The sequence below is a fragment of the Streptomyces sp. NBC_01006 genome (genome assembly GCF_045162725.1).
Classification (GTDB): Bacteria; Actinomycetota; Actinomycetes; order Streptomycetales; family Streptomycetaceae; genus Streptomyces.
Map to the genome: position 1 here is coordinate 156395 of NZ_CP108701.1, position 17674 is coordinate 174068.

The window sequence follows — 17674 nt, forward strand, 5'->3', positions numbered from 1 at the left end:
TCGCGGTCAGGGGGCGGTGGGGCGCAGTGCCGTGAAGCCGCCCGCGCGGTAGAGGAGGGGGAGGCGGTCCGCGGGGCCCGGGTCCCCCGTGACCAGTTCGGCCACCACGATGCGGTGGTCGCCCGCCGGGACCCGGGCGCTCACCCGGCACACCAGCCAGGCGAGGACCCCGGAGAGCACCGGGGTCCCGTACGGGCCGGTGGACCAGTCGGCCGCGGCGAACCGGTCGGCGCCGCTGCGGGCGAAGACCGCGGCCAGCGCGGCCTGGTCCTCGCCCAGCAGGTGCACCGCGACGTGCTCGGCCGCGGCGACCGCCGGCCAGCTGGAGGCTCCGCCGGAGATCGCGAAGGCCAGGGCCGGCGGATCGGCGGATACCGAGATCAGCGAGGTCGCGGTGAACCCGTGGGGGCGGCCGTCCGCCCCGCGGGCGGTGATCACCGCGACCCCGGCGGCGTGCTGGCGGAAGACCGACCGCAGCAGGGTGTCCAGTGCGGGCCGCGCGGCCCGCGGCGTCTCCATGACGGTCATCCGAGGCGGCTTTCCGGGAGCAGTTCGCCGAGCGCGGCGGCGATGTCCTTGGCGCCGGTGCCCTGCATGACGGTGAAGTGGGTCCCGGGCACGAGCCGGGTGCGGACCGGGCCGTCGGCGTGCCGCTCCCAGCCCCGGCGGAACCAGTCCAGATCGCCCGGGTCGTCGGCGACGAGCAGTTCCACGGGCCCGCGGTACGGGGTGGCCCGCCAGGTGGAGGCCGCCCGGGTCATGGCGGTGAACATCCGGGCCCGGGCCAGGATCTCCCCGTCCTCCCCGTCGCGGACCAGGCCCGCCTCGGTGAGCCGGCCGAGCACCGCCTCGTACGCGGCCTCCCGCGGCAGGGCGCGGACGGTGTCCGGGTCGGTGTGCAGCGGGGGCCGGCCCATGGACAGGGCGAAGCTGTCTGCGAAGGCGCACACCGACTCGGCGTGGCCGAGCGGCTCGGGCAGCTGCGCCGGCGGCTGGGTGTCCACCAGGGCCAGCAGCGCCACCTCGGCGCCCTCGGCCTGGAGCAGCGAGGCCAGCGCCCAGGCGATGCCGCCGCCGAGCGACCAGCCGAGCAGGTGGTAGGGGCCCTCGGGCTGCACCTTGCGGATCGCGTCGCGGTAGCGCTGCGCGAGCTCGTCGAGGGAGTCCTCGGGGGCTCCGGGGACGATGGGCGCGGCGTCGATGCCGTAGACGGTCCGGTCCTCTTCGAGGTGCTGGGCCAGCGGGAAGTAGGAGGCGGAGGTTCCGGTGCTGGAGTGGACGCAGAACAGCGGGGGCAGCTGCCCGGAGCCGGACTTGAGGAGGGTGAGGGTGCCGCCCGGTGCGGGCACGGCGCCGGCCGTGGAAGCCGAGGCGGCCTCCTGGTCGGCGACGGCGGCCAGTTCGGCCACGGTCTGGTGCTGGAAGAGCTGGCGGGCGGTGATGCGCACGCCGCGCTTGTTGGCGAAGTCGACGGCCCGGATGACGGTGATGGAGTGTCCGCCGAGGTCGAAGAAGTTGTCGTGGATCCCGACCGAGGGGACCTCCAGGAGCTGCTGCCACACCTCGGCGAGGATCTTCTGGGTGGGGGTGGCGGGGGCCTGGGCGGGGCCGTCGGCGGCCGCGGCGGAGGGGTCGGGCAGCTTGAACCGGTCCACCTTGCCGTTGGCGTTGAGCGGGAGCGCGTCCAGCACGGTGTAGCGGGCGGGCACCATGAACTCGGGCAGCCGCTCGCGCAGGTGGGCGCGGAGCGCGTCGGCGCCGGGGGCGCCTTGGCCGGGAGCGGCCACCAGGTAGGCGGCCAGGTACTGGGCTCCGGCCGGGCCGCGGGCGGCGACCACGCAGGAGCCGACGCCGGGGTGGTCGCGCAGGGCCGTCTCGACCTCGCCGAGTTCGACGCGGTAGCCGCGGACCTTGACCTGGTCGTCGCCGCGGCCGAGGAACTCCAGGCGGCCGTCGGGCAGCCACTTGGCGAGGTCGCCGGTGCGGTACATGCGGGCGCCGGGCGTCCGATCCTGCCGGAACGGGTCGGGCAGGAACCGCTCGCGGGTCAGCTCCGGCAGGTTGTGGTAGCCGCGGGAGACGCCGTCGCCGCCGATGTGGAGCTCGCCGGGGACGCCGACGGGCAGCGGGGCGCCGTGCGCGTCGAGGACGTAGACCGCGGTGTTGGCGATGGGGGTGCCGACGGGGACGGTGGGGGCCTCGGTGTCGGAGCCGTCGATGGCCGCCGCGGTGGACCAGACGGTGGTCTCGGTGGGCCCGTACATGTTGTGGAAGCTGGCGCCGGTGGCCTCGCGCAGCCGCAGGGCCAGCGCGGTGGGCACGGCCTCGCCGCCGACCAGCAGGACGTCGAGGGCTCCGAGGGCCTCGCGGGCCGCTCCGGAGGGGTCGTCGAGCATCAGCTGGGCGAGGGAGGGCGTGCACTGGAGGTGGGTGACGCCGTGCTCGGCGATCAGCTCGGCCAGGGAGGCGTTGTGGCCGGGGCCGGTGGACGGCCCGGTCTCCTGCCGGGCCTGCCCCAGCGGCGCGTTGGCCAGGACGCGCAGCCGGTCGAGGTGTTCCAGGCCGCCCAGTACGTCGTCGGCGTCGATGCCGAAGTCGACGAGGCAGGCGAGTTCGTCGACGCCGATGGCGGAGAGCTTGTCGATCAGCTCCAGGCAGTCCTCGGGGGTGCCGAACAGGCCGCTGGTGTGCACGTACCGGTCGAAGGCGTGGCCGAGGAGGGCGTCGAGGTCGTCCTCGCCGATGTTGCGGGGGTCGACGTCCACGCCCATGCGCTGGCCCAGGACCCGGACCAGGTCCAGGGAGGTGCGCAGGTAGTCGATGAACGGCTCGCGGACCAGGGCCAGGGCCCGGTCGCGGTCCTCGTCGAGGAAGGTGTGCAGCATGAGGGTGACCTTGCCGCCCTCGGTGCCGAACTTCTCCCGCCAGGTGTCGTGGTAGAGCCGGATGGACTCGGCGAGCTGGTCGAGGTCCTGGCCGAGCAGGTGGGTGAGGATGTTGGCGCCCTGTTCGGCGGCGGCCTTGAAGGTGGCGGGGGTACCGCCGGAGGAGAGCCAGACGGGCAGTTCGGCCTGGACGGGGCGGGGCCGGATGCGGAACTCGACGTCCTTGCCGTTGCCGGCGGTCAGCGTGGCCGACTCCCCGCGCCACAGCGACCGTACGGTCCGCACGCCGTCGATCATGACCTGCTTGCGGTCCTCGTAGTTCTCGGGGGCGAAGACGAAGTCGTCGTGGAGCCAGCCGGAGGCGAAGGCCATGCCGACGCGGCCGCCGGAGAGGTTGTCGACGACGGACCACTCCTCGGCGACCCGCACCGGGTGGTGCAGCGGCATGACCACGCTGCCGGAGCGGATCGCGATGTTCTCGGTGACCATGGCCAGGGCGGCGGCGGTGACGGAGGGGGCCGGGTAGAGGCCGCCGAAGGCGTGGAAGTGCCGTTCGGGGGTCCACACGGCGGAGAAGCCGTGGCGGTCGGCGAACTTGGCGCCCTCCAGCAGGAGCCGGTAGCGGTTGCCGCCGGGGGCGTCGTCGCCGGAGTCGCTGGCGAAGTAGAAGAGGCCGAACTCCATGGGGCGGGTGCGCCGGGCGGGGGCCGAGCGCAGCAGCTCGTGCGGGCGTCCGGAGGCCACGACCACCTTGAAGCCGCGGGTCAGCGTCCAGAACATCTCGACCTCGGACATGTCGAAGGAGATGCTGCTGATGGCGAGCCAGGTGCCCGGCGAGTGCTCGCCGACCCGGTCGTCGAGCCCGCGGAAGAGGTTCAGGAGCTGGGCGTGCTCGACCATGACGCCCTTGGGCTTTCCGGTGGAGCCCGAGGTGTACGTGACGTACGCGAGGTCGTGCGGGGCGACGGTGACGCCGGGGTCGGTGTCGGGGGCGTCGTCGAGGGCGTCGGCGGACAGGTCGAGCAGGGCCGGCTCGGCGCCCTCGGCGAGGGCGGCCGCGGCGGTCAGCCGGGCGGCGCTGTCCGCGTCGACGAGGACGGCGGCGGGCCGGGCGTCGCCGAGGACGTGGCCGAGGCGGGCCGCCGGGTAGTCGGGGTCGAGGGGGACGAAGGCCGCGCCGGACTTGAGGACGCCGAGGAGGCCCGCGGGCATGTCGAGGCCGCGGGAGAGGCAGACGCCGACCAGGGTGCCGGGGCCGGCGCCGAGTGCGCGCAGGCGGTGGGCGATCCGGTTGGCGCGCCGGTCCAGGGCCGCGTAGTCCAGGGCGGCGCCCCGGTGGACGACCGCCGTGGCCCCGGGGGTGCGGGCGACCTGGGCGGCGAAGGCGGCGGGCACCCCGCCGGCGGTCTCGACGGGGACGGCGGTGTCGTTCCAGCGGACCAGGATCCGCTCGTGCTCGGCGGGGGTGAGGACGGCGAGCTCGGAGAGGTGGGCGTCGGGCCGGGAGACGGCGCTCTCCAGGACCCGGCGGTAGTGGCCGAGCATCCGCTCGATGCGGTCGCCGTCGTGGAGCTCGGTGGCGTACTCGGTCATCAGGTCGACGCCGCCGGTGGAGCGCTCGGAGAGGCCGATCGTCCAGTCGAACTTGGTGGTGCCCATGTGCAGCGGCAGGCCGGTGAGTTCGATGTCCCCCATGCGGACGGTCTCCACCGGGGTGCCCAGCTGGTAGATCGCGTGCTGGAAGAGGGGGTTGCGGCTCTGGTCGCGCTCGGGCCGCAGTTCGCCGACGAGCTGGTCGAAGGGGAGCTCCTGGTGCTTGTGCGCGTCGGATACGGCGTCGCCCGTACGGGCCAGCAGCTCGCGGAAGGTGGGGTCGCCCGCGGTGGAGGTGCGCAGCACGACGGTGTTGGCGAAGTAGCCGATGAGCGGCTCGAACTCGGTGCGGGTGCGGCCGGAGAAGACGGAGCCGAGGGCGATGTCTTCCTGGCCGGTGTAGCGGGACATCAGGGCGGCGAGTCCGGCGACGGCCACCGGCAGCAGCCGGGTGCGCTCGCTGCGGGCGAGGGCCTCCAGGTCGCGGTGGAGCGCGGGTTCCAGGTACGCGCTCACCTCGGCGCCGGTCCACTTGGGGTCGGCGGGGCGCGGCCGGTCGGCGGGGAACTGGAGGGCGGGCAGCCCGTCCAGGCGCTCGCGCCAGTACGCCAGGGAGCGGGCGCCGGCCTCGCCGGCCAGCCGGTCGCGCTGCCAGACGGCGTAGTCGGCGTACTGGATGGGCAGTTCGGGCAGGACGGGGGCGCGGCCGGCCCGCCCGGCCAGGTAGCACTCGGTGAGCTCCTGCACCATGCGGGTGGTGGACCAGCCGTCGGTGGCGATGTGGTGCATGGACAGCACCAGGACGTGCTCGTCGGGGCCCTGCTTGGCGAGGGTGGCGCGCAGCATCGGGCCGGCCGACAGGTCGATGCGGCGGCGGGCCTCGCGGGAGGCGGTCTCGCGGGTGCGCGCCTCGCGTTCGGCGGCGGGCAGCGCGGAGAGGTCGAGCAGCTCCAGGGTGGCGGGCGCGGGCGCGTCGACGATCTGGCGGGGGCCGTCGGGGGTGGCGAGGTAGCGGGTGCGCAGGGTCTCGTGCCGGGCGACGACGGTGCTCAGGGCGGAGCGCAGCAGGGGCACGTCGAGGGGGCCGCGCAGGCGCAGCGCGAGCGGGGTGTTGTAGAAGGCCAGCCCGTCGGACCACTGGTCGAGGAACCACAGGCTCTGCTGTACGGACGACAGCGGCAGCGGCTCGTCGCGGCCGGCGGCGGCGATGCGGTCGCTGCCCTGCCGCGGCTCACGGTTGGCGCGCAGCTCCCCCAACAGCGCGGCGCGCTGCTGCGGGGTGAGCTGTGCCAGTCGGTCGTTGACGTTTCGCGGCATGCCGGGGCTCCTCGTCGACGTGTGTGTCTGGCCCGAAGCCTCCCCGGGACGGGCGCGCGAGTGGAGTCGGGGGAAATCCGGACTCCTTCGGTGCGGCCCGGACCGGCAGCGTGATCGCCGGTCATACGCATCATTGCTGAAGGGGCGATCGTGACAAGTACGGGAGTGACCGCGCCGGACGAGGCAGTCCGGACCCGACCGCCGGCCGGCGACTGCGCCGACGGCCTGGCCCGGGAGACGGCCCGGGCCGGCTTCACCTGCCTGCGCCGCGACCGGATCCGGCACCTGCTGCCCGCGGACGCCCTGGAGGACTTCCGCGCGGCCTGGGAGGACCTGGAGCTGGACACCGGCATCCCCGGCGGGAAACTGTTCCGGCTGCGGCGCTACGGGCGGCTGCGGGTGGAGGTGGAGGCGGACGGCACGGCGTCGTTCGCGCCGCTGCCGCACGCCTCGTTCCGCCAGGACGTGATCCACATGTGGCGGGGGCAGGACCGGGTGTTCGCGCCGATCGCCCCCGAGGTGCTGCTGCACGAGGGCATGCTCGCGCTCGTGGGGCTGGACGCCCGGGCGGCCGCGCAGCTGAGCGGCACCACCTCCTGGGAGGTCGGCATTCACCTGATCCGCATCCTGGCCGAGCCGGGCGGCGAGGGCGAGCCGACCCCGGAGGGCCGCCACCGCGACGGGCACGCGTACGTCGGGATGCACCTGCTGCGCCGGGACCGGTGCGGCGGCGGGCTCTCGACGGTGCACCCCGAGGGCGGCGAGCCGGTCCGGCTGACCCTGCTCGACCCGCTGGACTCGATGTTCGTCGACGACGCCCGGGTGACGCACGAGGTGTCCCCGATCAGCCCGCTGGGCGGTACGGCGGTGCGCGACATGCTGCTGGTGGACCTCAACCCGGCCGTCCCGGCCGCCCCGGCAGACCCGGCCGGCGGGTGACGCGGGCGTGAGCGCCATGGACCGTACCGGCGAGACCGCGCTGCTGCGCTCGCTCGTCGACATCCCCTCCGTCTCGGGCACCGAGGCCGCGGCCGGGGCCTTCCTGGCCGCGTCGATGGACCGGCTCGGCTTCGACACGCACGTCGACGCGGCCGGCAACGTACACGGCTCGGTCGGTCCGGTGGACGGGCCGCACCTGCTGCTGCTGGGCCACATGGACACCGTGCCGGGCGAGGTGCCGATCCGGCTGTCGGGCGACGTCCTGTACGGGCGCGGCACGGTCGACGCGAAGGGGCCGCTCGCGGCGATGGTCTGCGCGGCGGCCCGCCTCGCGGACACCACCGACGCGCGGATCACGGTGGTCGGCGCGGTGGACGAGGAGCGCACCTCGGCCGGCGCCCGCCACCTGGCCGGCCTGATGCGCCCGGACGCCGTGGTCATCGGCGAGCCGAGCGGCGCCACCTGCGTGGGCATCGGCTACAAAGGCGTCTTCCGGTTCCGGATGACCGCCGAGCAGCCGGCCGCGCACACCAGTTCGCCCGAGGCGACGGCCGCGGAGATCGTCGCGGACTTCTGGTTCGGCGTACGGGAGTGGCTCCTGCGCCGCTACGGGCCCGGGACCGCGAGCGCGCTGTTCGACCAGGCGCTCCCCTCGGTCGTCGCCATGGGCGGCGGCCTGGAGGAGGCCTGGATCGAGGTGTCGTGCCGGGTGCCGGTGCACTTCGACGCGGCCGCCTTCCGGGCCGCGCTCGGCGAACTGGCGGGCGGACGGCGGATCACCGTCGTCGAACACGTCGAGGCGGTGCGGTCCTCGCGCACCGACCCGGTGGTCAAGGCCCTGTCGGCCGCGATCCGGCAGACGGGCGCCCGGCCGGTACCGAAGCTGAAGCTGGGCACCGCCGACTGGAACGTGGTGGGTCCGGTCTGGGGGGTGCCGACGGCCGCGTACGGTCCCGGCGACTCCCGCTACTGCCACACCGAGGACGAGCACATCGCTCTGCCGGAATACCTCACTGCCATCGACGTCCTGACGGCGGCGCTGCCGCGGCTGGCGCAGTCGGTGGCCCTCGGCACCACGACCGGTGCCCTCAACGGAATGGGAGGCGGCACGCCGTGAACACAGCACGACGACCGCTGGCGGTACTGACCTCGCGCGTACGGCTGGAGGAGCGCCTGCTCCTGGCCGAACTGCGCAAGCGGGACATCGAGTTCGAACAGCTCGACACCCGGCGCCTGACGTTCCAGCTCGACGGGCCGGGCGCACTGCCCTACCGGGGCGCGCTCAGCCGGGAGATCTCGCACACCCGCAACGCGTACGCGAGCCGGCTGCTGGAGCACCTGGGCGTGCCGGTGCTCAACAGCTCGCGGATCATCAACCTCTGCGGGGACAAGCTGCTGACCACCCTCGCCCTGCGGGAGGGCGGACTGCCCACCCCGCGCGCGATGGTCGGGCTGGTCCCGGACTCGGCGCTGGACGCGCTGGACGCCTTCGGCTACCCCGCGGTGGTCAAGCCGCTGACCGGCTCCTGGGGCCGGATGGGCGCCCGGCTGCACGACCACGAGGGCGCCGAGGCGATCTTCGAGCACCGAGCGGCGCTGCCCGGCCCGCACCACCAGATCACGTACGTCCAGGAGTACATCGACAAGCCCGGCCGCGACATCAAGGCGTACGTCTTCGGCGGCGAGGTGGTCGGCGCGATCTACAAGATCTCCGAGAACTGGCGCACCAACACCGCGCTCGGCGGCCGCACCGAGGTGTGCCCCCTCACCGACGACCTGGTCAAGCTGCTGACCGCGACCGCCGAGGCGATCGGCGAGGGCGTCCTCGGCGTCGACGTCATCGAGCACAAGGACGGCCGGATGGTCGTCAACGAGGTCAACCACACCCCCGAGTTCCACGGGGCGATCGAGGTCCTGGGCACCGACCTGGTGGGCGCGTACGTGGACTACGTCATGGCCCGGCTCGCCGTCTGGGACGCGCAGTGAGCGGCGCGCCCGGCCGCCTGGCCGCCGTACCGCTGGCCGGCCCGGTGCCCTTCGACGGCCGGGTGCTGGAGGTGCCCCGCGGCCGCTACGACTGGCTGCACCTGGAGGTACGCGCCGCCGCGGCGGCCGAGGCGACGCTGTGGCTGCACTTCGCCGGGGGAACCGACCCCGAGAGCGCCGAGATCCCGGCGGGCGCGGCCGTACGGCTGCGCGTGCCGGTGACCCGCCGCGACGAGCTGGAGCGCGTACGGCTGCCCGAGCGGGAGGGGCTCGTACTCCTCGCGCTGACCACCGTGGCACCGGCTCCGGCCGGCCTGCCCGATCCCCACGAGAGCGGTCTGGTGACGACATGAGCGGCACACTGGCGATGTTCGGCGGCGCCAAGACGCTGCGCCGGCAGGACATGGGCAAGGAGCTCACCGGCTGGCCGGTGATCACCGAGGAGGAGCACGCCGCGGTCCGCGGGGTGCTGGACGGCGGTCTGTTCACCTCCAACGACGCGGGGCGCGGCGAGGTGTCCGCGCTCCAGCGCGACTGGGCCGCGTACACCGGGACCCGCTACTGCGCGGCCGTCTCCAACGGGACGGCGGCGCTGGAGCTGGCGCTGGCCGCGCTCGACCTGGAGCCGGGCTCCGAGGTGCTGGTGCCCGCGCTGACCTTCATCGGGACCGCGATCCCGGTGGTGCAGCGGCTGCTGGTGCCCGTCTTCGTCGACGTGGACCCGGTCACCTTCACCATGGACCCGCAGGCGGCCGCAGCGGCGGTCACCGAGCGGACCCGGGCGATCGTCGTGGTGCACCTGCACGGCCTGCCCGCCGACATGACGGCGCTGCGGGCACTCGCCGACAGCCGCGGGCTGAAGCTGATCGAGGACGCCGCGCAGGCCCAGGGCGCCGAGTACCAGGGCCGCCGGGCCGGCTCGATCGGCGATGTGAACGCCACCAGCCTCAACGTGGTCAAGAACCTGCCGACCTGCGGCGAGGGCGGGCTGATCACCACCGACGACGAGGAGCTGTACGAGCGGATCGTGCTGCGCCGCCAGTTCGGCGAGGACCTGCGGGCCGGCAAGGACCGCGACTACATCTCGCGGGTGCTGGCCGGCAACGAGAAGCTGAGCGCGGTGCAGGCCGCCTTCACCCGGCGCCAGTTGGCCCGGCTCGACGAATACCACGCGCTGCGCGCCAAGAACGTGGAGTCCTTCCTGGACCGGATCGGCCGGCTGCCGGGGCTGCTCGCCCCGCAGGTCCCCGCCGACCGCACGCACGCCTGGCACATCCTGCGGCTGCGGTTCTCGGCGGCGGGCCTGGGCCACCCCGAAGTCTCCGACGGGGCGCTGCGCGCGGTGCTCCAGCGGGCGCTGAAGGCGGAGGGCGTGCCGGTGGCCCCGTACCAGGTGGTGCCGCTGCCGGGGCAGCGGGCCTTCCGGGAGCTGTCCGGCTTCGGCGGCTACCCGTGGCGGATCGAGGGGGCGGCGCGGCCGCGCCACGACATCTCCGAGTTCCCGGTCTCGCTGGCCGTGATCGAGGACTCGCTGACGATCCAGCGGATCCACCTCAACCCGGCGGCGGGCCCGGTCCTCGACCGATGCGCGCAGGCCTTCGAGAAGGTCTGGGACCGGATCGAGGACCTGCTGCCGTTGGCGCGGGCCATGGAGTACCGCCCGCCGTGGCACGCCGCGGTCAACACCCCTGAGGAGAGCGCGTGAGCACCCTGCTCGACCCGCCCGCGACGGCGGTCGGACCCGCTGGCCCTGCCGCTCCGGCGGACCTGGCGGACCTGGCGCACGAGGTGCGCGAGCTCGTCCTGCGGATGGGCACCACCGCGCACGGCACCCATGTCGGCGGCAGCCTCTCGGCGGCCGACGTCCTGACCGTCCTTTACCACGAGGTGCTGCGGCTGCGGCCGGAGCAGCCCGACTGGGCGGACCGGGACTGGTTCGTGCTCAGCAAGGGCCACGCGAGCGCCGCCCTGTACGCGGTGCTGGCCCAGCGCGGTTTCATCGACCGGGCCGAACTGGCGACGTACGGCGCGCCGGGGAGCCGGCTCGCCGGGCACCCGCTGCGCCGGCTGCCCGGGGTGGAGTTCCCGACCGGCTCGCTCGGCCACGGCCTGTCGCTGGCCTCGGGGGTCGCGCTGGGGCTGCGCCGCCAGGGCCGGCCGGGGCGGGCCTTCGCCCTGCTGGGCGACGGCGAGCTCCAGGAGGGCTCGGTGTGGGAGGCCGCGATGAACGCGGGCCACCACGGGCTCGACAACCTGGTCGCGGTCGTCGACCGCAACGGGCTGCAGATCTCCGGCTCCACGGAGGAGTGCGTGAGCCTGGAGCCGCTGGGCGACCGCTGGCGCAGCTTCGGCTGGGCGGTGGCGGAGGTGGACGGCCACGACCTGGGCGCGCTGCGCGAGGTGTTCGCGGCCCTGCCGGACACCGGCGGGCGGCCGACGGTGGTGCTGGCGCGGACGGTCAAGGGCCGCGGGGTGCCCCTGTTCGAGGGCAAGAAGAAGTCCCATTCGGTGCAGCTGACGCCTCGGCTGTTCCAGCGGGCCCTGACCGGCCTGAACGCGAGGAGGGCACGATGACCGCCACGATGCCGGAGACCGCAGCGGAAGCGGTCGCAGTCGCCGAGCCCGCCGAGTCCGCCGAGCCGACCTGGGAGGAGCGGTACGCGGTCCCCGCGCGCGAGGTGTACCGCCGGACGCTGCTGGAGCTGGCCCGGACCGACCCGCGGATCATCTGCGTGGACTCCGACATGGGCGGCCTGGAGACGCTGTTCGGCGAGGAGCTGCCGCGGCAGTACGTCAACGTGGGCATCGCCGAGGCCAACCTGATGGGTGTCTCGGCGGGACTGGCGGCGACCGGTCTGCTGCCGTACGCGAACACCCTGTCGGGGTTCGCGGCGGCCCGCGCCTGCGAGCAGGTGAAGATCGACGTCGCCGGGAACAACCTGCCCGTACGGATCGTGGCGACCCACGCCGGGCTGTCGGCCGGGCACTACGGGCCCACGCACCACGCGGTGGAGGACCTGGCGATCCTGCGGACGCTGCCGAACCTGACCGTGGTGGTGCCGGCGGACGCGGTGGAGGCGGAGTACGCGGTGCGCGCCACGGCGGACCTGCCGGGGCCGCTGTTCCTGAGGCTGGGCCGGGCGGCGACGCCGCTGGTGCACGCGGAGCCGTACGAGTTCACCGTCGGCAAGGCGCGCGAGCTGCGCGCCGGTACGGACGTCACCATCGTGGCGACGGGCCCGTACCCGGTGTCGATGGCGCTGGAGGCGGCGCGGGAGCTGGCCGGGCGGGGCGTCCTCGCCCGGGTGCTCAACATGCACACGATCAAGCCGCTGGACCGCGGGGCCGTGCTCGCGGCGGCGCGGGAGACCGGCGGGATCGTCACGGTGGAGGACCACCTGGTGGCGGGCGGCCTGGGGGCCGCGGTCTGCGAGGTGGTGACGCAGGAGGCGCCGTGCCGGGTGCACCGGATCGGGGTGCCGGACCGGTTCTTCGACCACGTCGCCGACGAGCGGCAGTTGCTGGAGCTGGCCGGCATCAGCCCGGCGGAGATCGCCGCGGCGGCGGCCCGGCTGGCCGCCGCCCCGCGATGAGCAGCCCCGCGATGAGCAGCCCCGTGACGAGCGGGCTCGCCGCGAGCGGCCCCGCCGCGAGCCGCCGGGCCGCCGTTCAGGGGCGCGGGGTGCGGGCGGCGCGGGCCGCCGGGCTGCGCCACCAGGCCAGCAGGCCGGCGTGGACCAGCCGGGGCTGGGCGAACGCCGCGATCCGCGCGGCGGGACGGGCGAAGAACAGCCCGCCCTCGGTGCGCCGGTCCGCCGCGGCGGCCAACACCCCTTCCACAGCGGTCCGTTGGGACGCCGTGGCGCCGGGCAGGAAGTCGATGCCGAGCAGCGCCTCCTGCGGGGCGGCGGGCAGCGGCGCCCCGGTGCGGCAGCGGGTGCCGCACGGACCGGCCCACCAGGACACCGCCCAGCCGTCCCCGCCGGGGGCGTAGGGCGGTCCGGGCTCCTGCGGGGCGCGCGGATCGCGCACCATGTGCACCTCGGACAGCGGCTTGTCGGCGGCGCCGAAGTGACGGACCGTACGGAAGCCGACCCGGGCGTAGAAGGCCGGGTTGCCCCGCTCCACCACGGCGTCGAGCACCACCTGCCGGGCGCCGGCGGCCGCGGCCGCGGCTTCCAGGCGGCGCAGCAGCAGCCGGCCGAGCCCGGCGTGGCGCACCCGGGGGGAGACGGCCAGCCGGCGCACCTCCCAGTCCCCGTCGGGGCGGACCACGGCCCGCACCGATCCGGCGGTCTCGCCGCCGAGGGAGGCGACCCACAGTCCGCGGCCCGCGGCGAGGTCCTCCCGTACGTCTTCGGCCCGTTCGCGGGCGCCGTCGGCGACGGGGAGGCCGGGGACGAGGTCGCCCGCCGCGTACGCGGCCGCGGTGACCGCCGCCACCTGCTCGCAGAGGCCTTCCGGGGCGGCGGAAACAGAGTCAAGGAATCGGATCTGGATATCGACGGCAGTGGCCGCCTTTTCTGTGGTGAGCACAGCCGCAACATAGTGGATGTGATGGGATTGGGAAACACCGTCGTCAATCTGTCCGTGCATTTCAACAATCGCGGAATACAGCCGCCGGACACCCCCGGCGACTACGGGTTCAATATCTGGCGCAATACGTTTCCGGCGGAGGAACTGCCGGAGCCCGGCTCCCTGGTGGACCTCGTGGGGGCCGTCTTCGAGTTCCCGGCCCGCCGGAGCGCCGCCGGGGACAACGTCCGCTGCCGCGGGCAGCTGGTGGAGCTGCCGGGCGGCCGCTGGGACTGGATCGGCCTGGTCGGCGCGGCCGAGCGGCGCACCGAGGACGAGGTCGAACTGCACTACGCGGACGGCACGGTGCGCCGGGAGTGGCTGCGGATGAGCGACTTCTGGCCGCAGACCACCGCGTACTTCGGCGAGCCGAGGGCCTTCGTCACCGGCAGCATGCGCTACCCCCGCCACACCCACCTGCACCACGCGCCGTCGATCTGGCAGCAGCGGGTGCCGGTGCGCGTGCCCGCGCCGCTGGCCGCGGTGCGGCTGCCGGACAACCCGGCGATGCACGTCTTCGCGATGACCGTCACAGCGGACGAGGAGAGCCGTCTTGCGAGTTGAACTGGGACCCGTCGGCTACTGGCGGCACGAGCTGTCGCACTGCCTGCACACGACGGCCGGGGTCCTGCTGGGCTTCCACGGCCTGGACCCGGTGCAGGCGCTGGGCGCCGGCTGGGGCTTCGACTACCCGGCGGGCGACATCCGCCGCGAGGAGTACTACTTCCCGGGCGCGGCCGAGGACCTCTTCGGCGGGCTCGCCCCCTTCCACGACGTGCACTCGCGCTGGCACGAGCCGGCCGACGCCCGCGAGGGCTGGGAGCAGGTGCGGGCCGCGCTGGCGGCGGGCACCCCGGTGGCGGTGGCCGCCGACAACTTCCACCTGCCGTTCCGGCCGGCCTACCGCGACGTGCACACCAACCACCTGATGGTGCTGTACGGCTTCGACGACACCACCGGCGACGTGTTCGTGGCCGACCCGGTGCCGCCCGCCTTCCAGGGGACCATCCCGCTGGCCGCGCTGGGCGCCGCCCGGGACTCCGGCAACCCGGTCCACCACGACCGGGACCTGTTCTTCACCGCGAACCCGATCGGCAACCGCTGGCTGGAGCTGCGGATCGGGCAGGACCAGCCGGCCTTCGACCCGGAGTTCGTGGACCGGGTGACCGCCGCGAACCTGCGCGCGCTGCGGGCGGAGCCGGCCGCCGCCGACGCCGCCTCGGGGCACCTGCGCGGGCTCGCGGGGCTGCGCACCTTCCTGACGGAGGCCTTCGACCGGCTGCCCGAGGACCCGGCCGTCGGGGACGAGGTCTTCGTCGTCATCGGCCCCGTCCTCGCGGTGACCGGGCTGCACGCCGAGTTCCTGCGCGAGGCCGGGCGGCGCTTCGGCGAGCTGCGGCTGGCCGAGCTGGCCCGCGAGGTGGACCGGGTGGCCCACCACTGGTCCGCCCTGCGCATCGCGGTGGCCACGGCGGGCCCGGACCGGGCCGCGGCGGTGCCGGGGCTGCTGCGCCGCACGGCCGCGCTGCTCGATGCGTACGACCGGGCCCTGGAGGGACTCCAGAGCCGTCTCGAAGCCCGCGGGCACGCCCTTCGGGGCGCGTAGGGGTTATCCCCGACTGACTGCGCGGGACCCCACCCGGCAGGCTCGACCTGCGGTGGAAACGCCCGCGGAAAACATGCCGAATACCGCATGGAAAGGAATGCTGTCTTGCTCAAGGAAGCATGCCCGGAATGCACCGGAGACGTCTCCGTCGCTCCCGAGGTGGAACTCAACGAAATCGTCGAGTGTGCGGAATGCATGGCGGAACTCGAAATCGTTTCGCGCGAACCGCTGATCATGGCCCTGGCCCCCGAGGCCGAAGAGGACTGGGGTGAGTAGTTGAAACCTCCCCGTCATGAAGGACGGGGATTCCTGGCTCACTTTGCCCAGCCCCTGGCAGGGGCAGGTCTTACAAGATCAGCACCAGCCGGGTTGAGACCAGCCCGGACGAGCATCACGCGAGCGGAGTTCTTATCCCTGGGGGACACCGCTCCGCACGCGGTGCACGTATACGTTCTCTCGGAAAGAGGTAGTGCGTGCTTGGCTCTCGCTCCGCACTGCGCGCAGTCCATGGTGGTGTGCGCGGGGTGGACCAGGTGGATGGTCCGGCCGTGCTTGCGGCCCATCTCGATCAGGGCCGTCTTGACGGTACCGATCGCGGCGTCCGCCGCCTTGCGGGCCATCGTGGTGCGGCTGAGGAACTTCGGCTTGAAGTCCTCGACCGCGATGTGGTCGAAGTCCCTGGCGACCGTCTTGGCCCACTTGCGGGCGGTGTCCTGGCGCTGCCGGGCGATCTTCTTCGACACCTTCGCCGCAGCCTTGCGGGCCTTGCGGTAGGCAGCGGTGTCGGGCCGGTTCTTCGGGGTGCGACGGCGGGACATCATCCGCTGGTAGCGGGCGAGCTTGGGGGCGGTCTTCTTCCCGTGCTCGGAGTGCGGGAGGTCGTGGGCGCCGGAGGTGGTGGTCGCGGTCTCCTTCACGCCCCAGTCCACACCGATCACCGCTCCGGTCCCCGGCAGCGGCTCGATGGCGGCTGCCACCACGAAGGAGGCGTACCAGTGGCCGAGGTTGTCCCGGTACACGCGCACCGACGTGGGATCGGACGGCAGCTCCCGCGACCACACCACGGTCAGCACGATCCCGCCCGCCAGGTGGAGACGGCGGTCCTTGATGGAGAACCCGCGCCGAGTGTAGTTCAGCGACGGGGCGGCCTCGCGCTTGCGCTTGACGCGGGGCATCCCGGCCCGCTGCCGCATCGGCAACCCGGCCTTGCTGTCCTTCAGAGCCTTCGCCCTCGACTTCGCGAAGTCCCGGATGATCTGCTGCTGCGGCACCGAAGCACCCTCACGCAGCCAGCCCATCGACCGGCGGGCTTCCGTCAGCATCCTGTCGAGCTGCGTCGGCCCACACGTGATCTTCTCCGTGGCGTTCTTGTTGAGGACGTGAACCTTGCGGGACAGCGCCACGCACTCGTTCCACACCCACCGGCAGCGCGCCCACTCGGCTTCAAGCCGGGCAAGCGCGGTGGACGACACCCGAAGCCGGTACGTGTACCGGGCGATCCCGGTCACGTCGTCGGCCAACTTGGTCGTCGTCACGACCGCAACGTAACAGTCCTCACTGACAACCAGAGAAGGTGCAGGTCAGGCCAGATGTGCAGAGAACACCGGCGCTCCGCGCCTGTGAGCCTCGAAGGAGAAATGCGGTGATCCGCGCCGGGATCGTCGGTGGGGCCGGGTACATCGGGGGCGAACTGCTCCGGATGCTGCTCGGCCACCCCGAGGTCGAGGTCGTGGCCGCCACCTCGACCCGCCTGTCCGGCAGGCGGGTCGACGGCAGCCACCCCAACCTCCGGGGTCTGACCGACCTCAGCTATGTCGCGCCGGAGCAACTGCCCGAGTGCGACGTCCTCTTCTTCACCGCGTCCAGCCTGGACGACCCCGCCGGGCGGGCCGAACTCGCCGCCCGCGGCAAGGTGGTCTTCGACCTCAGTGCCGACCTGCGGCTGAAGGACCCCGCGCTGTACCGCAGGCACTACGGCCGGGAGCACCCGGTGCCGGAGCTGCTCGCGGACGCCGTGAGCGGCCTGCCCGAGTTGCACCGCGAGAGCCTGCGCACCGCCGACCTGGTGAGCGTGCCCGGCTGCATGGCGAGCGCGTCGATCCTGGCGCTGAACCCGCTGGCCGCGGCGGGCCTGATCGAGTCCCGGGTCACCGTGGACGGCCGGGTGGGCTCCAGCGGTTCGGGCGCCTCGGCGGGCGAGATGAACCTGCACTCCGAGCGCAGCAACGTGCTGCGGGTGTTCGCCCCGCTCAATCACCGCCACCAGGCCGAGATCAGCCAGGCCACCGGCCTGGACGCGCTGATGACGGCCACCGGTGTGGACGCCGTCCGCGGTGTGCAGGTCGTCATCCGGGCGACCGCGCAGCCGGGGGTCACGGAGGCGGCGATCCGCGCCGCCTACCGCACGGCGTACGCGGGGGAGCCCTTCGTCCGCGTCGTCGCGCAGAAACGCGGCAACTACCGGTTCCCGGAGCCGAAGCTGCTGCTCGGCTCCAACTACTGCGACGTCGGCTTCGCCTACGACGCGCCGAGCCGCCAGCTGCTGGTGATCGGGGCGCTGGACAACCTCGTCAAGGGCGGCGCGGGCAACGCCGTGCAGAGCATGAACATCCGCATGGGCTGGGACGAGCGGACCGCCCTGGGCTTCCCGGGACTGCACCCGATCTAGACCGTGCCGGGCCCTGTACGAGGCCCGTACGCCCGCACCGGCGCCGGCGGGACTCCCCCGGCGGCGCCGGGCCCCCGCCCGCCCGGCCGACGCGGCCGGCCCCGT

15 protein-coding genes are annotated in these 17674 nt (G+C 73.9%); 11 read left to right on the plus strand and 4 right to left on the minus strand.

Features of this window, described 5'->3' with window-relative positions; genetic code table 11:
* Positions 1-6 precede the first annotated feature (6 nt).
* Together OG509_RS40560 and OG509_RS40565 are read right to left on the minus strand one after the other, a co-directional pair.
* A complete protein-coding gene (locus OG509_RS40560; protein ID WP_331741923.1) occupies positions 7-528 on the minus strand; it encodes a flavin reductase family protein in 522 nt (173 codons plus the stop codon).
* Positions 525-5795 carry a MupA/Atu3671 family FMN-dependent luciferase-like monooxygenase gene (locus tag OG509_RS40565; protein ID WP_331741926.1) on the minus strand — a complete coding sequence of 1757 codons (5271 nt, stop codon included), beginning with the start codon at positions 5793-5795 and terminating at the stop codon, positions 525-527. Before OG509_RS40565 ends, OG509_RS40560 begins: the two co-directional genes overlap by 4 nt.
* Before the next feature lie 150 nt (positions 5796-5945).
* Here OG509_RS40565 and OG509_RS40570 point away from each other — a divergent pair, with 150 nt between their 5' ends.
* From OG509_RS40570 to OG509_RS40600, 7 genes are read left to right on the plus strand one after another with little or no spacing between them, the layout of a single operon-like run.
* Positions 5946-6734 (plus strand): 2OG-Fe dioxygenase family protein, encoded by a 789-nt coding sequence (locus OG509_RS40570; protein WP_331741929.1) that lies wholly within the window; start codon positions 5946-5948, stop codon positions 6732-6734.
* Positions 6735-6750: 16 nt separating this feature from the next.
* The gene (locus OG509_RS40575; protein WP_331742750.1) at positions 6751-7851 is read left to right on the plus strand and encodes a M20/M25/M40 family metallo-hydrolase; all 1101 of its coding nucleotides are present in this window, start codon (positions 6751-6753) and stop codon (positions 7849-7851) included.
* Positions 7848-8720, plus strand: coding sequence for a lysine biosynthesis protein LysX (gene lysX / locus OG509_RS40580; protein WP_331741932.1), 873 nt, complete (start codon positions 7848-7850; stop codon positions 8718-8720). Before OG509_RS40575 ends, lysX begins: the two co-directional genes overlap by 4 nt.
* Positions 8717-9073 (plus strand): hypothetical protein, encoded by a 357-nt coding sequence (locus OG509_RS40585; RefSeq protein ID WP_331741935.1) that lies wholly within the window; start codon positions 8717-8719, stop codon positions 9071-9073. Before lysX ends, OG509_RS40585 begins: the two co-directional genes overlap by 4 nt.
* Positions 9070-10425, plus strand: coding sequence for a DegT/DnrJ/EryC1/StrS family aminotransferase (locus OG509_RS40590; protein ID WP_331741938.1), 1356 nt, complete (start codon positions 9070-9072; stop codon positions 10423-10425). The genes OG509_RS40585 and OG509_RS40590 overlap by 4 nt, the downstream gene beginning before the upstream one ends.
* The gene (locus OG509_RS40595) at positions 10422-11294 is read left to right on the plus strand and encodes a transketolase (protein ID WP_331741941.1); all 873 of its coding nucleotides are present in this window, start codon (positions 10422-10424) and stop codon (positions 11292-11294) included. The genes OG509_RS40590 and OG509_RS40595 overlap by 4 nt, the downstream gene beginning before the upstream one ends.
* Positions 11291-12313: a transketolase C-terminal domain-containing protein gene (locus OG509_RS40600; RefSeq protein ID WP_331741943.1), complete on the plus strand. Its 1023-nt coding sequence runs from the start codon at positions 11291-11293 to the stop codon at positions 12311-12313. The genes OG509_RS40595 and OG509_RS40600 overlap by 4 nt, the downstream gene beginning before the upstream one ends.
* Before the next feature lie 76 nt (positions 12314-12389).
* On the opposite strand, the gene OG509_RS40605 is transcribed toward OG509_RS40600, so the two are convergent.
* Positions 12390-13256 (minus strand): GNAT family N-acetyltransferase, encoded by an 867-nt coding sequence (locus tag OG509_RS40605; RefSeq protein ID WP_331741946.1) that lies wholly within the window; start codon positions 13254-13256, stop codon positions 12390-12392.
* 21 nt (positions 13257-13277) lie between these two features.
* Between OG509_RS40605 and OG509_RS40610 the strand changes: the two genes are divergently transcribed.
* The 3 genes from OG509_RS40610 to OG509_RS40620 all read left to right on the plus strand — a co-directional run bounded on the left by OG509_RS40610 (position 13278) and on the right by OG509_RS40620 (position 15177).
* On the plus strand, positions 13278-13859 hold the full coding sequence (locus OG509_RS40610; protein ID WP_331741949.1) for a hypothetical protein: 582 nt from the start codon (positions 13278-13280) through the stop codon (positions 13857-13859).
* Positions 13849-14901 carry a BtrH N-terminal domain-containing protein gene (locus tag OG509_RS40615; protein ID WP_331741952.1) on the plus strand — a complete coding sequence of 351 codons (1053 nt, stop codon included), beginning with the start codon at positions 13849-13851 and terminating at the stop codon, positions 14899-14901. The genes OG509_RS40610 and OG509_RS40615 overlap by 11 nt, the downstream gene beginning before the upstream one ends.
* Positions 14902-15006: 105 nt before the next feature.
* Entirely contained in the window at positions 15007-15177 is a 171-nt protein-coding gene (locus tag OG509_RS40620) for a lysine biosynthesis protein LysW (protein ID WP_229335785.1), read from the plus strand.
* Positions 15178-15215: 38 nt separating this feature from the next.
* Here the strand turns inward: OG509_RS40620 and OG509_RS40625 are convergent, their stop codons facing one another.
* Entirely contained in the window at positions 15216-16436 is a 1221-nt protein-coding gene (locus OG509_RS40625; protein ID WP_331741962.1) for a transposase, read from the minus strand.
* A 107-nt stretch (positions 16437-16543) separates the two neighbouring features.
* Here OG509_RS40625 and argC point away from each other — a divergent pair, with 107 nt between their 5' ends.
* Positions 16544-17569: an N-acetyl-gamma-glutamyl-phosphate reductase gene (gene argC, locus OG509_RS40630; RefSeq protein ID WP_331741965.1), complete on the plus strand. Its 1026-nt coding sequence runs from the start codon at positions 16544-16546 to the stop codon at positions 17567-17569.
* The last annotated feature ends 105 nt before the right edge of the window (positions 17570-17674 follow it).

Coding starts and splice junctions, on each gene's coding strand:
- OG509_RS40565 (WP_331741926.1), bottom strand. CDS start 5,795: ATGCCGCGAAACGTCAACGACCGACTGGCACAGCTCACCCCGCAGCAG.
- OG509_RS40600 (WP_331741943.1), top strand. CDS start 11,291: ATGACCGCCACGATGCCGGAGACCGCAGCGGAAGCGGTCGCAGTCGCC.
- OG509_RS40590 (WP_331741938.1), top strand. CDS start 9,070: ATGAGCGGCACACTGGCGATGTTCGGCGGCGCCAAGACGCTGCGCCGG.
- OG509_RS40610 (WP_331741949.1), top strand. CDS start 13,278: ATGGGATTGGGAAACACCGTCGTCAATCTGTCCGTGCATTTCAACAAT.
- OG509_RS40575 (WP_331742750.1), top strand. CDS start 6,751: ATGGACCGTACCGGCGAGACCGCGCTGCTGCGCTCGCTCGTCGACATC.
- OG509_RS40560 (WP_331741923.1), bottom strand. CDS start 528: ATGACCGTCATGGAGACGCCGCGGGCCGCGCGGCCCGCACTGGACACC.